Here is a 13,333-nt window from a genome sequence, read left to right as displayed (position 1 = left end):
TAGAGGTTTCTGCAGAACTCCCGTTCCCTTTAGCCCAGCTATCTACAAACCTGTCGAAGTCTTTGTGACGGCATTGTCCACATGGGCGATGACCGGCGGCAAGAGCAGTCGCCTCGTCCAAAAAGAACAGTTCAGTATATTCATTGGGTTTTCGTTCTTTGGGTTTTCGTCTGTAATCCTTAAAGCTTAGTGAACAGCTCATATTTTTTATGTGAAATAAACTTATTCCACGGAAAATTATGAATGAATTGACCGACTGTGTACTACTTGCGAAATAAAAAACGCTGCAACATTTCGTCGCAGCGTTTTGGTTTCATACTCAAAAATGGGCTAACTTCAAATTAACCGATATTAACTTTTCTAATATTTTGTAGGAAAAACCGTTTAATTGGGTACAAAAAACGCTTAATTGGGCAAACCTACAAGTTTTTTAGATATCCAGATTGACCACGTTCAGCGCATTGGTTTCAATGAACAAGCGCCTCGGCTCGACCTGATCTCCCATCAGGATGGTGAAGATCTCGTCCGACTCGACGGCATCCTCGATCTTGACCTGCAACAGGACACGATTTTCCGGGTTCATGGTGGTTTCCCAAAGCTGTTCCGGGTTCATCTCACCGAGACCTTTGTAACGCTGGATGCCGAGTCCCTTCTTGGCGTTCTCCAGAAAGAAGGCCAGCAGCTCTTCGTGGTTGCCGGTCTCCAGCAGGATCTTGCCCCCCTCCTGCTCAACGGTAGCCCGGCCGTCGGCCATGGTCTCAACGACCCGCTGGTGGTTCTCCACCAGCAGCTCATACTCGTGGGTAGACAGCACGCCCAGGATCTGATGATCGATGATGGCGCGGATGTTGCCGGTGTAAAAGATGATCCGGTCTTCCTCCAGCTGGTATTCGCCGCCCGCGGTCAGTGCCTTCATGGACTCCAGATACGGCTCCAGCTGGGAAAGCTCCTCCAGTCCGGCCGGCACGTTGCTGCGCACAACCACGGAGAGCAGTTCGGCGGTGATCCCCTTTTTGACGACCTTGTCAAAGATAGTCCGGTTTTCGATGAACTGCCGGATCAGCGGGATGATCTGCTTGCCGGCATAGACCCGGTCACCCTTCTCCAGACGCAGGGTCATGTCTTCGGCGCCTTCTTCCAGCAGGAAGCTCTGCATGGCCGCTTCGTTGCGCAGGTACTGCTCCTTCTTGCCGCGTTTGACCTTGTAGAGCGGCGGCTGGGCGATGTAGAGGTGACCGCGCTCGACCAGTTCACGCATGTTGCGGTAGAAGAAGGTCAGCAGCAGGGTCAGGATGTGGGAACCGTCCACGTCGGCATCGGTCATGACAATAATGCGGCCGTAGCGCAGTTTGGCGATGTCGAAGTCATCCTTGCCAATACCGGTGCCCAGGGCGGTGATCAGGGTGCGGATCTCCTGGGAAGCGATCATCTTGTCGAAACGGGCCTTCTCCACGTTGAGGATCTTGCCCTTGAGCGGCAGGATGGCCTGGAATTTGCGGTCCCGTCCCTGTTTGGCCGAGCCGCCGGCGGAGTCACCTTCGACCAGGTACAGTTCGCACAGCTCGGGGTTCTTTTCCTGGCAATCGGCCAGTTTGCCCGGCAGGCCTCCCAGATCCAGAGCACCTTTACGACGAACCGTTTCACGGGCCTTGCGGGCCGCTTCACGGGCCCGGGCCGCCTCGATCGATTTTTCCAGGATGCGTTTGGCAACCGCGGGATTCTCTTCCAGGAACTGGGCCAGTTTTTCGTTGATCAGGGTTTCGACATAGCCCTTAACCTCGGAGTTGCCCAGCTTGGTCTTGGTCTGCCCCTCGAACTGGGGCTGGGGGATCTTGACCGAGATGACGCAGGTAATACCTTCGCGCAGGTCATCGCCCGAGATGGAGACCTTCTCCTTCTTGAGCAGGTTGTTGGCTGTGGCATAACTGTTCATGGTGCGGGTCAGGGCGGCCTTGAAGCCGATCAGGTGCGTCCCGCCTTCATGGGTGTTGATGTTGTTGGCGAAGGAGAAGATCTTCTCGTCGTAGGAGTCGTTGTACTGCATGGAGACCTCGGTCTCCACCCCCCCTTTTTCGCCCTTGAAGTAGATCGGTTTGGGGTGCAGCGCGGTCTTGTTGCGGTTGAGGTATTCCACGAATGAGTTGATACCACCCTCGTAGTAGAACTCATGGGACTTGTTGTCCACCCGCTCATCGTTGATCTTGATGCGCACACCGGCGTTGAGGAAGGCCATCTCGCGCAGACGCTGGGAAAGCACATCAAAGGATATTTCAACCGTCTCGAAGATCTCTTCGTCCGGCATGAAGGTGATCTTGGTACCGCGTTTCTTGGTCTCTCCCACCATCTCCAGCGGTGAAACCGGGTCTCCGCGGCGATAGGACTGACGGAAGACTTTGCCGTCGCGGCGGATCTCCAGCTCAAGAGTCTTGGAGAGGGCGTTGACGACCGAGACCCCCACGCCGTGCAGACCACCGGAGACTTTGTAGGAGTCGTTGTCGAACTTGCCGCCGGCGTGCAGCACGGTCAGGACGACCTCGGCAGCCGATTTCCCCTCGCTGGGCATGATGTCGGTCGGGATACCGCGGCCGTTATCCACGACCGTCACGGAGCCATCGGTATTGATGGTGACGCTGACATTGTCGCAATGGCCTGCCAGTGCTTCGTCAATGGAGTTATCGACAATCTCGTATACCAGGTGGTGCAGACCCGCGCTGGAGGTGGAGCCGATATACATGGCCGGCCGTTTGCGAACTGCGGCCAACCCTTCCAGAACCTTGATGTTATCCGCGCCGTACTCTTCGACGTTGTGTGTCGTGTTTTCCTGTTCACTCATGCGTTTCGTTTCCCTCAGACGTCAGATTGCCGTTTTCCACACGGAATACGGAGCAGTGTGCTGTTGCAGCCACTAAGGCCGATGATGGTTGTGTTGTGGTAATAAAAACCTGGATATCCCGGGTGGTGAGATACTCCATAAGATTGCTGTTCCTGTGCGCATCCAGTTCCGAGCTCATGTCATCGAGCAGCAACAGTGGCGGTTCACCGAAGACCATCCGCAGATTCTCCATCTCCGCCATCTTGAGAGCCAGGATGAAGCTTTTTTGCTGGCCTTGAGAACCAAAGGCCTTGAGCTGGCGACCATCCAGACTGAACGCCAGATCATCGCGATGCGGACCGGCAGTGGTAGTACCGTAGCGCTCATCACTTTTTGTGTGGCGCTGGAAGAGCTGCAACAGCTCCTGGCAGATGCTGTCCCTGTCCGTGGTCTGGACACCTTCGGGCTGATAGCTGATCCCGGCTGTTTCGCCGCCCCCGGAAATTGTAGCGTAGTGCTGCTGCAATTGGGTTTCAAGCTGCGTCACGTAGCGCTGACGGCGTTCAATTACTTCGGCGCCGGCAATGGCCAGCTTTTCAGTCCAGACATCCATACCGGTCTTATCCGGGCTTTTCAACAGATGATTGCGCTGTTTGAGAATCCGGTGGTAATCATGCCAGCAGTGCAGATAGCCGATGTCCCCGGTATAAACCGCCCGGTCCAGGTAGCGCCGCCGTGCTTCCGGTCCCGATTTGACCATGCCGGTGTCATCGGGGGAAAATACCACTGCATTCAATTTGCCATGCAGGTCCGATGCGCGCTTGATGCCCTTCTGATCTATTTCCACCCGCCGGCCGGCTGTTTCCAGGGACAAACGGATTTCACTGACTGTTCCGCAGGCTTCAACTTCACCGGAAACAACAGCCTGAGTCTCTCCGTGCCTGATAAACTCCGGCAAACGTGCATTTCTGAATGAACGTGAGTTGCCCAGCAGATAAATGGCTTCCAGGAAATTCGTTTTTCCCTGGCCATTGAGTCCGTACAGCAGGTTGAAGCGTTTGCCGGGCTGTACCCGGATCATCCCGATATTCCTGAAGCTCGATACCACCAGGTGTCTGAGTCTCATCTATCTGTATTACAGCCTCATTGGCATGATGACCGCCAGAAAACTGTCCGAATTATTCGGTACGATAATCGAGGGAGAAAGTTCGTCCCTGAACTTCATATCAACCTGTTCTGTCTCGGCTACAGCAAGAACATCCAAAAGATAACGGGCATTAAACCGTACCGAAATAGGTTCTCCGCCATAGGTAACGTCGATATCTTCCCGGGCATCACCCAGTTCCGGATTACTGGAAGAAATTTTTATACTTGAATCTGATATTTCCAGCATGATCCCTTTGAATTTTTCACTGGAGAGGATCGCCATTCTGCGTACGGAATGGGTGAAATCCTCTTTGTTGACCGTTATCACCCTGTCGTTTGAGGTAGGAATGACGCGGTTGTAGTCAGGGAAATCACCATCCACCAGGCGCATGACCATGTAGGAATCGCCTCGTTTGATGACTGCGCTGTTGTCCATGAACCCAAACATCAGGATCCCGCCCTCTTCCTCGGCAATCTTCTTCATCTCAAAAATGCCTTTTTTAGGCAGGATGACCCCTTTGAGAAGTTCCGGACCGGCTGTGCCCTTGAAAGCGCCATTTGAAATTGAAAGACGATGACCGTCTGTTGCAACCATCTTGAGAATCTGATCCCCGTTCGGCGTAACTTCCACCTTTGTGAACAGACCATTCAGATTGTATTTCGTTTCGTCATTACAGATGGCGTAGAAGGTTTTCTCGATCATGCTTTTAAGCAGTGAGCTTTCAATTTCAAAGAGGCTCTCTTCCTTCACAGCGGGAAAATAGGGGAATTCTTCCGGAGACAGGCCAACAATATTAAACTGGACCTTACCGCACTTGATTTCCACCCAGTCATTGTCTTTTGTAGAAAAGGTTATTTTCTGGTTTGGCAGTTCCTTTACGATTTCATACAGTTTCTTTGCAGCAACCGTAATCTTTCCCGTGGATGCTACCTCAGCCGGATAGGAACTTTTCATGCCGACCTCGAGATCAGTTGCCGTAATGTGAATTGACGATTCAGTTGCTTCTATCAGAACGTTTGAAAGGATAGGCATTGAGGTCCGTTTTTCTACGATACCTTGGATCTTCTGTAGCGATTTAAGGAATAGTTCCTTATCGATTATGAATTCCATGTGTCACTCCTTACAGAATTGATTTTAAATAAATTAAAAAGATAGTTGTTGTTATAGGTCCTGTTAAAATGGTGATAACGTTGTAACAGGCTTTAATTATTATATAATTCAATAATTATTGCTGTGGATGATTTTTTTCAAAGATTCCTGTTATCAACAGCAGCAAAGTTTTCAACAATTATCCACAGGTCTTCCCACAGGATATTCCTCATTTGAGGAGGATGTTTTTTATTTCTTCAATTATCCGGAACAACTTAACATCATCCTTTAAAGTTTTTTCAATTTTTTTCGTCGCATAAATAACCGTTGAATGATCCTTGCCGCCGAACCGCATTCCGATATCCGGATAGGAGGCTTTCGTCAGGTCGCGACAGATCCATATCGCTATTTGTCGTGCCTGAACCAGATTTTTCAGGCGTTTATCTGATTTCAAGTCTGCGATCTTCAATCCAAAATAGTCAGCCGTGGCTTTTTGAATCAACTCGACCGTAATATCTTTACGCCGGTCGCCGAGTATATCTTTTAAACTCTCCCGGGCCATATCGAGGGTTATGGGTATATTCTGCAGACTGCTGTATGCACCCAATCTGATCAGCATGCCTTCGAGTTCACGAATGTTCTTAGTATCACTGGATGCAAGAAAATACGTAACGTCATCGGGAAGACGGATCTTGGTTATCTCGGATTTTTTCTTCAGAATTGCAATCTTGGTTTCCACATCGGGAGGCTGAATATCTGCAATCAACCCCCATTCAAAGCGTGACCGCAAGCGTTCTTCAAGGTCGGATATTTCTCGTGGAAATTTATCTGAAGTGATAACTATCTGTTTATGCATATCATAAAGTGCATTGAAGGTATGGAAAAACTCTTCCTGAGTACCAACCTTGCCGGAAATAAATTGAATGTCATCAATCAGCAATACGTCGATAGTTCTGAATCGGGCTCGAAAGAGCTCCATCCTTTTATGGCGGAGAGAATTGACCATTTCATACATGAATTTCTCTGCAGAGCAATAGCATACATTCAGTTCAGGGGCAGTTGCACGAATTGTATGGCCGATGGCATTGAGCAGATGACTTTTCCCCAAGCCGACACCGCCGTAAATAAAGAGGGGATTATAGGTATCAGCCGGGTTGTTAGCTACGGCCATTGCGGCAGCATGTGCAAATTGATTGCCCGTGCCGCTCACAAATAGATCAAAGGTATATTTGTGATTAAGCGGGGTGAATGAGATATCCTGTAAACTGTTTTTTGCTTCTCCTAATTCCGGAAGCCCTTTGGTTATAATTTCTTCCGGTAGAAGAGAAATAGTGTCGGTGCTGCTTTCATTGATAATGAATTCTATGGTTAGGTTTTTACCTGCAGCTACTGATAATGCGCTTGAAAGCACGGTCAAATAGTGATCTTCCAGCCATTCTTTAAAAAACGAGGTAGGAACAGACAGATAAACCGTATCACTCTCCGTATGGTTGAAGTTGACCGGTTTTATCCAGGTTGCAAAATCCCGTTCGGAAAGAACTTTTTCCAGGTTTTCAGTTGTTTTTTGCCAGATTGCTTGCATATTGATCACAGTTTTTTAATGCCCAGCAGGTTATCAACAGATCCATTAGCAGGGAAAATATCCAATCGATTCAGGTATGTTTCAAGAATATTCCGGTAAGAATCACTAAAAGTTATCAACATTGTTTTCAACAGCTGTTGATAACTTTAATTTTATAAATATCAGACAGTTACGTATATTCAAACCATAATATATGCTATATTTCAGGCGCTGAAGGTTATCAGAGCCGGCACCATTTTTCAAGGCAAATCATTCCGCACTCCGCGCCGCTTCATAATAATTAGCTTGACAAAGGGTGCCTGATATGATTAAAAACCCATTTCTTGAAATAAATTTCCAGAGGTATACGACATGAAAAGAACATTTCAACCAAGCAATGTTTCGCGTAAAAGAACTCACGGTTTTCTGGTACGGATGGCAACGAAAAACGGCCGCCTCGTTATCAAGCGCAGAAGAGCTAAAGGCAGAAAAAACCTGGCCGTTCGCATTGCAGCCAAATAAATTTTGACTGTTGAGGCGGTGCGTGCCGACAATTCGTTTCCGTCGTCGCTAAGGCTTCGGAAACGTGCAGAATACCTCAAGCTGAAGGATTCTGCACATAAATTTGCTTCCAGGGGAATTCTGGTGGTGTGGCAGGAGAATCATCTTGCGTATGCACGCCTAGGGGTTACTGTAAGCAAAAAAGTTGGGTGTGCCGTCACTCGAAACAGGGTCAAGCGCTTCGTGAGAGAAACATTCAGAAAAAACCGCACGTTGATTCCGGCAGTCGATCTGAATGTTATCGCGCGGAGTGAATCTGCAAAAATGGATTTTTCCTACATGCAGCAGGAGCTTTTAAAAGCCTTCAATTATATCGGCATATCCCCATGCTCAAGAGTATCGCACTCCTAATCATCAGGTTCTACCAGAAGATGCTTTCCCCTCTTCTGCCTCAAGCCTGTCGTTTTTATCCCTCCTGTTCCGAGTATTCACGAAATTCAATTGTCAGATACGGGTTTGTCAAAGGGATGTGGCTTACCCTGATCAGACTAAGCAAGTGCCACCCGTTTCATCCGGGTGGTTTTGATCCTGTACCTTAAAAAAAGAGTACAACTGGAGTCATAATGGAAAAGCGTGCATTTCTTGCGGTAGTTTTGTCAATTGTTGTTTTCTATCTATTTTCAATGGTGATGGGCCCGGATAAAAAACAGGCACCCTTGGCAGTGCCACAGGTACCACAACAAAGCTCTAACTCTGCCATACAGACACCAGCGGCACCGGCAGTACCTTCCGCACAGCAATCCTTGCCGGCTGCCGGCCTTCAAAAGGATGTTACGGTCGAAACCGATCTTTATACAGCGGTCTTTTCTTCACGTGGCGGCGCACTTAAGAGTATGACCCTCAAGAAATATCGCGAGCAGAACAGTCCTGCTGCCAGTCCTGTTATTCTCGGTAACAATGCAGACCCGTCGCTGCTGACATTTTCTACCAGAGCAACCGGCTTCAATCTTTCAGACAGCTCGCTATTTATCTCTGATGCTGAAACTGTCAAGGTCAGCGGCACTGAAACCAAGCAGCTGACGTATAACTTCATTTCAGGGCAGGGCTTTACCGTCAGAAAAATCTATACCTTCGGGGCCGACTCGTACAGCATCAAGCTTGACACACAGGTGTTCAACAATTCTGCTGCACCGATTGTGGGGACTGTTCAACAGGTAATGTCATATCCGGCAGAACCTAAAGTGAAAGATAACCGTTTTGATACTGCCGGTTCCTATCTATATGCTGATAATGCCCTGCATGCTGACAAATTCAAGGATATATCCAGCTCTTCCAAGAAATACGATAAAGGGGTACTCTGGGCCGGTTTTGCCGACAAATACTTTTTAAGTGCAATTCTTTCGGAGAAAAACAGCATCGTCTCTGCTGAGCTGAAAAAAAGTACAGCCGGTTTCATGGAGTCGATCGTTTCCTCCCCACAGATGACCGTTAATCCTGGCCAATCAGCAACAGTAACACACCGTCTTTTTGTTGGTCCCAAAGATATCGATATTCTCAAATCGCAAGGCAATTCTCTTGTGCAGTCTCTTGATTTGGGTTGGTTTACGGTTATTGCAAAGCCTCTGCTGTATACTCTCAAGTTTTTTTATGGCTATGTCGGTAACTACGGTATTGCAATTATTATTGTTACAATCATCCTGAAAGCCTTGTTTTTCCCGTTGACTCACAAGAGTTACAAATCCATGAAGGATATGCAGAAGATTCAGCCGAAAATGGCCGCGCTCAAAGAAAAGTTCAAGGATGACCGCGATGCCATGAATAAAGCGGTAATGGAGCTTTACCGTGAACACAAGGTCAATCCGTTGGGTGGGTGTCTGCCGATGGTTGTGCAGATTCCGGTTTTCTTTGCACTGTATAAAGCCCTTATGTTTTCTATTGAATTGCGCCACGCGCCTTTTTTACTGTGGGTTACCGACCTGGCAGACAAAGACCCCTACTATGTAACTCCGGTTATTATGGGCATCACCATGTTTGTACAGCAAAAGATGACCCCCTCGCAGATGGACCCGATTCAGCAGAAGATGATGCTGGCCTTGCCGGTAGTGTTTACCTTCATGTTTCTCAGCTTCCCGTCAGGTCTCGTGCTCTACTGGTTGGTTAACAACGTGTTGACCATCGGTCAGCAGATGTATATCAATAAACTGGTCAAGGATTGAAATGTACGTAGAAGACACCATAGCGGCCATAGCAACCCCGGTGGGGTGCGGTGGCATAGGTATCATCAGGGTCAGCGGTTCTGATGCCTCCAAAATTGCTGAACGTGTTTTTATAAAGCAGGGAAACGGTGGCCTCGACAGCCACCGTTTTTATTATGGGAGGATTGTTGACCCGAACACTGGAGCGCTGATTGACGAGGGGATGGCAGTGATGATGATGGCACCGCGCTCCTATACACGCGAGGATGTGCTGGAACTCCATTGCCATGGAGGCTATCTGCTCGTGCAGCGCATTTTGGATGCCTGTCTGCGCGCCGGGGCACGCCTTTCTGAAGCAGGTGAGTTTACCCGCCGCGCTTTTTTGAACGGTCGCATCGATCTTTGCCAGGCCGAGTCGATTATAGATATCATCAACAGTCGTACCGAGATGTCACTGGCATTTGCCCAGAGTCAGAGAGAAGGTGTCCTTTCTGCCCGACTATCTGAGGTTACAGGGCAGTTCAGAAATGCCCTTGCACTGATTGAAGCCTTTATCGATTTCCCGGAGGAGGATCTGGATGCTGCTGCTCTCAGCCAGATAGAGTTGTTAATCAATGGCGGCCGAAACAGCCTGGTCTCTTTGCTGAACTCTTTTGATCACGGCAAGGTAATCCGCGATGGCATCTCCGTACTGCTGGCAGGCAAGCCGAACGTGGGTAAATCCAGTCTCCTGAATGCACTTACCCTGGAGCAGCGCGCTATTGTTTCTCATATCCCCGGCACGACTCGTGACGTGATTGAAGAGATCATCAGCATAGATGGCCTGCCTGTTCGAATCATTGACTCGGCAGGCATTCGGCAATCTCATGATGAAATCGAGCAGGAAGGTATCCGCCGTTCTCTTGAAAAGCTGGCCCTGGCAGATCTGGTTTTGTATATGGTGGATGGTTCTCAGCCGTTTGACACCCTTGATCGAGATCTGCTGTCGGCCATTTCCGGCAAGCGCTTCATTACGGTCATAAACAAATCCGATTTGCCGCCTGTGTTACATGAAGCGGAGCTTCCCGTTGGAGTGCCTGTGGTTCATATCTCCAGCAAGGATGGGAGTGGCATTGATCAGTTGCGCTCCGCCATCTTTACTACCTTTGTAGATGGGCATGCGGTGTCATCACAAGACCATATCGCCTTAACAACAGTTCGCCAACGAGATATAGTGCTGCGAGCTTTGGATGGCCTGGATAGATTCTGTAGCCAGTTGGGAACTGGCGCGTCTGGCGAATTGCTGGCTATCGATTTGCGCGACAGCCTTGCAGCTATTGGTGAAATAACCGGAGAAACAACGCCGGACGCTATCCTTGATCTCATATTCTCCTCCTTTTGCATTGGAAAGTAGGCGATTGTTTCACGTGAAACATGGGTGCATGTATGCATAGTTACGAAACCACATATGACGTGATTGTGATTGGCGCCGGTCATGCGGGTTGCGAAGCCGCCTTAGCTGCTGCCCGCATGGGGTGCAGCACATTGATGCTGACGATCAACCTTGATGCCATTGCGCTGATGTCCTGCAATCCGGCTATCGGCGGACTGGCCAAAGGGCATCTGGTCAGGGAGATAGATGCCCTGGGTGGTGAGATGGCCAGGAACATCGACGCTACCGGAATACAATTCCGCATACTCAATACCCGTAAAGGTCCTGCTGTACGCGCCTCCCGGGCTCAGGCTGATAAGCAGCTGTATAGACTCCGTATGAAGCGGGTACTGGAGCAACAGGAAAACCTTTTTCTCAAGCAGGGTGAAGTTACCGGGCTGTATATGGAGGGAAGTGAATTAAAGGGCGTAGACACCCGTTCCGGAATCCGTTTTCTTGGCAAAACGGTTGTGATTACAACCGGCACATTCATGAGAGGACTGATTCATATCGGCTTGACCCACTATCCGGGGGGGCGTGCCGGAGATTTACCATCCGTAGGTCTCTCTGATCAGCTGCGAACATTAGGTTTCGAAGTGGGGCGTCTTAAGACCGGGACACCTGCTCGTCTGGACAGCCGGACTATTGACTTTACCCGTTTGGAAGCTCAGTACGGCGACGATCCGCCTGCACCCTTGTCTTTTTCGACGGACCGCATCACGATGCGCCAGGTTCCCTGCCACATCGCATATACCAACCCGCGCTCGCATGAGATTATCCGCTCGGGCCTTGATCGCTCGCCTCTGTATTCCGGTGTAATTGAAGGTATTGGTCCGCGATATTGCCCGTCCATTGAAGACAAGGTCGTACGTTTTCCTGATAAAGAACGCCATCAAACGTTCTTGGAGCCGGAGGGCTTGGATACTGTAGAAGTGTATCCGAGCGGCATGTCAACTTCCCTGCCGATTGACATTCAGATACCGTTTTACAGATCCATAGAAGGGTTGGAGCGTGTAGAAATCATGCGGCCAGCCTATGCCATCGAGTATGACTATGTGGACCCGATCCAACTGCATGCGTCACTTGAAACAAAGCTGATCCGGAATCTGTTTCATGCCGGTCAGATCAATGGCACTTCAGGGTATGAGGAGGCAGCGGGGCAAGGATTGATGGCGGGTATCAACGCAGCACTCCGCGTGCAGGGCAAGGAAGCGCTTGTTCTTGGTCGGAGCGAGGCCTACATCGGTGTCATGATCGATGACCTGATCACGCTCGGCACAAAAGAGCCGTACCGTATGTTCACTTCGCGGGCTGAGTACCGACTGTTGCTGCGTGAGGGTAATGCCGACCTGCGTCTGAGGGAAACAGGACACGCGATCGGACTGGTGCATGAAGATCTATTTAATGGTTTTTTGCGAAAACGGGATATGATAGCCGCTGAACACCATCGGATCTCAACAACCCGCTTAAGCATGACCGATAATGAGGTTGCCTTTCTTGAGGAGCAGCATCTTGCCGATATCCAGAAAGGGACCTCGCTTGAGCAATTACTCAGGCGCCCTGAAATAACCTATGCAGAGCTCGCGAAATTCGATGATGTTTCACGTGAAACACGCCCTGATGTGCGGGAGCAGGTGGAGATACAGGTAAAATATCATGGGTATATTGAGCGCCAGCTTGAGCAGATTAACCGCGCCAGAGGCATGGAGATTACCCGCCTGCCAGATGACCTTGATTACAACTGCATTAGTGGTTTGACTACCGAGGTCCGTGAAAAACTGTCTAAATTCCGACCTGACACGCTTGGTCAGGCATCTCGAATTTCCGGCGTAACCCCTGCAGCTATTTCGGTTATTTCTATTGCGATAAAGGCTAATGCCTGGAAGCCACAAGGTGGTAGTGGAAAATGATTCGTCCTGACCTTGAAAAAGGATTGATCGAAATGAGTTTGAGTCTCTCTGAGGATTGTATTCAATTCTTTGAGAGATTTGCCAGTGAGTTAATAAAATGGAATAAAAAAATTAATTTAACGGCTATCTGTAGCGATTCTGACATAGCTGTCAAGCATGTGATTGATTCACTTGTTTTTGCTTCGTGCATACATTCAAACGAGAATGTCATGGATATTGGATCCGGCGCTGGTATCCCTGCTCTTCCACTTAAAATCGTAAAGCCTGAAACCAAAATTGTTTCCGTTGATGCAGTTGGAAAAAAAATCATGTTTCAAAGGCATATTGTCCGGCTGCTTGGTTTGGAAGGTTTTGAAGCACTGCATGCGAGAGTGGAAACTCTTCATACTGCTTATGACGGTTTTTTTGATGTAATTTCTTCACGTGCATTTTCGAAACTGGATACTTTTGTTACGTTGGCTGCGCCAATGCTTAAATGTGGAGGACGGCTGATTGCGATGAAAGGTCCGGATGTGCAGTCTGAAATAGAAGAGGCCAAGGGAGATTTGTGCTCTTTGGGATTTGAAATAAATTCTGTGCAGAGCTATACGTTGCCGATGAATAAAGGCAGCCGGTGTTTAGTTACCATATCCGCTGTGAGTGCCCATAAATAGGGCCTTTGCGCCAGCGGGCGCCAAACGCTCGATTTGGGCCGGTTTCTCAACCCG

At 49.1% G+C, this 13,333-nt stretch carries 11 protein-coding genes; 7 read left to right on the top strand and 4 right to left on the bottom strand.

What is annotated here, in order from left to right; translation table 11 throughout:
* Positions 1-430 precede the first annotated feature (430 nt).
* From gyrB to dnaA, 4 genes are all read right to left on the bottom strand, one after another.
* A complete protein-coding gene (gene gyrB / locus ACOCF6_RS10255) occupies positions 431-2,833 on the bottom strand; it encodes a DNA topoisomerase (ATP-hydrolyzing) subunit B (RefSeq protein ID WP_482460287.1) in 2,403 nt (800 codons plus the stop codon).
* On the bottom strand, positions 2,826-3,938 hold the full coding sequence (gene recF / locus ACOCF6_RS10250; protein ID WP_482460286.1) for a DNA replication/repair protein RecF: 1,113 nt from the start codon (positions 3,936-3,938) through the stop codon (positions 2,826-2,828). Before recF ends, gyrB begins: the two co-directional genes overlap by 8 nt.
* Before the next feature lie 9 nt (positions 3,939-3,947).
* Positions 3,948-5,069, bottom strand: a complete 1,122-nt coding sequence (gene dnaN, locus ACOCF6_RS10245; RefSeq protein ID WP_482460285.1) for a DNA polymerase III subunit beta — start codon at positions 5,067-5,069, stop codon at positions 3,948-3,950.
* Positions 5,070-5,277: 208 nt separating this feature from the next.
* Positions 5,278-6,630 (bottom strand): chromosomal replication initiator protein DnaA, encoded by a 1,353-nt coding sequence (gene dnaA / locus ACOCF6_RS10240; RefSeq protein WP_482460284.1) that lies wholly within the window; start codon positions 6,628-6,630, stop codon positions 5,278-5,280.
* Positions 6,631-6,981: 351 nt separating this feature from the next.
* On the opposite strand from dnaA, the gene rpmH reads away from it, so the two are divergent.
* The 7 genes from rpmH to rsmG are packed head-to-tail and all read left to right on the top strand — an operon-like array spanning position 6,982 to position 13,279.
* Positions 6,982-7,131, top strand: coding sequence for a 50S ribosomal protein L34 (rpmH, locus tag ACOCF6_RS10235; RefSeq protein ID WP_482460283.1), 150 nt, complete (start codon positions 6,982-6,984; stop codon positions 7,129-7,131).
* A gap of 18 nt (positions 7,132-7,149) precedes the next feature.
* Positions 7,150-7,521, top strand: coding sequence for a ribonuclease P protein component (rnpA, locus tag ACOCF6_RS10230; protein WP_482463324.1), 372 nt, complete (start codon positions 7,150-7,152; stop codon positions 7,519-7,521).
* Positions 7,497-7,709: a membrane protein insertion efficiency factor YidD gene (gene yidD, locus ACOCF6_RS10225; protein ID WP_482460282.1), complete on the top strand. Its 213-nt coding sequence runs from the start codon at positions 7,497-7,499 to the stop codon at positions 7,707-7,709. The genes rnpA and yidD overlap by 25 nt, the downstream gene beginning before the upstream one ends.
* Before the next feature lie 24 nt (positions 7,710-7,733).
* Complete coding sequence (gene yidC / locus ACOCF6_RS10220; protein ID WP_482460281.1) at positions 7,734-9,326, top strand: membrane protein insertase YidC; 1,593 nt, start codon at positions 7,734-7,736, stop codon at positions 9,324-9,326.
* Between the two features lies 1 nt (position 9,327).
* Positions 9,328-10,698: a tRNA uridine-5-carboxymethylaminomethyl(34) synthesis GTPase MnmE gene (gene mnmE / locus ACOCF6_RS10215; RefSeq protein ID WP_482460280.1), complete on the top strand. Its 1,371-nt coding sequence runs from the start codon at positions 9,328-9,330 to the stop codon at positions 10,696-10,698.
* 32 nt (positions 10,699-10,730) lie between these two features.
* A complete protein-coding gene (gene mnmG, locus ACOCF6_RS10210) occupies positions 10,731-12,626 on the top strand; it encodes a tRNA uridine-5-carboxymethylaminomethyl(34) synthesis enzyme MnmG (RefSeq protein WP_482460279.1) in 1,896 nt (631 codons plus the stop codon).
* On the top strand, positions 12,623-13,279 hold the full coding sequence (rsmG, locus tag ACOCF6_RS10205; protein WP_482460278.1) for a 16S rRNA (guanine(527)-N(7))-methyltransferase RsmG: 657 nt from the start codon (positions 12,623-12,625) through the stop codon (positions 13,277-13,279). The genes mnmG and rsmG overlap by 4 nt, the downstream gene beginning before the upstream one ends.
* Positions 13,280-13,333 lie beyond the last annotated feature (54 nt).

Source organism: Geobacter psychrophilus (assembly GCF_056821595.1).
The sequence above is the reverse complement of the archived record's forward strand: the minus strand, read 5'-3'. Positions and strand labels throughout refer to the sequence as shown.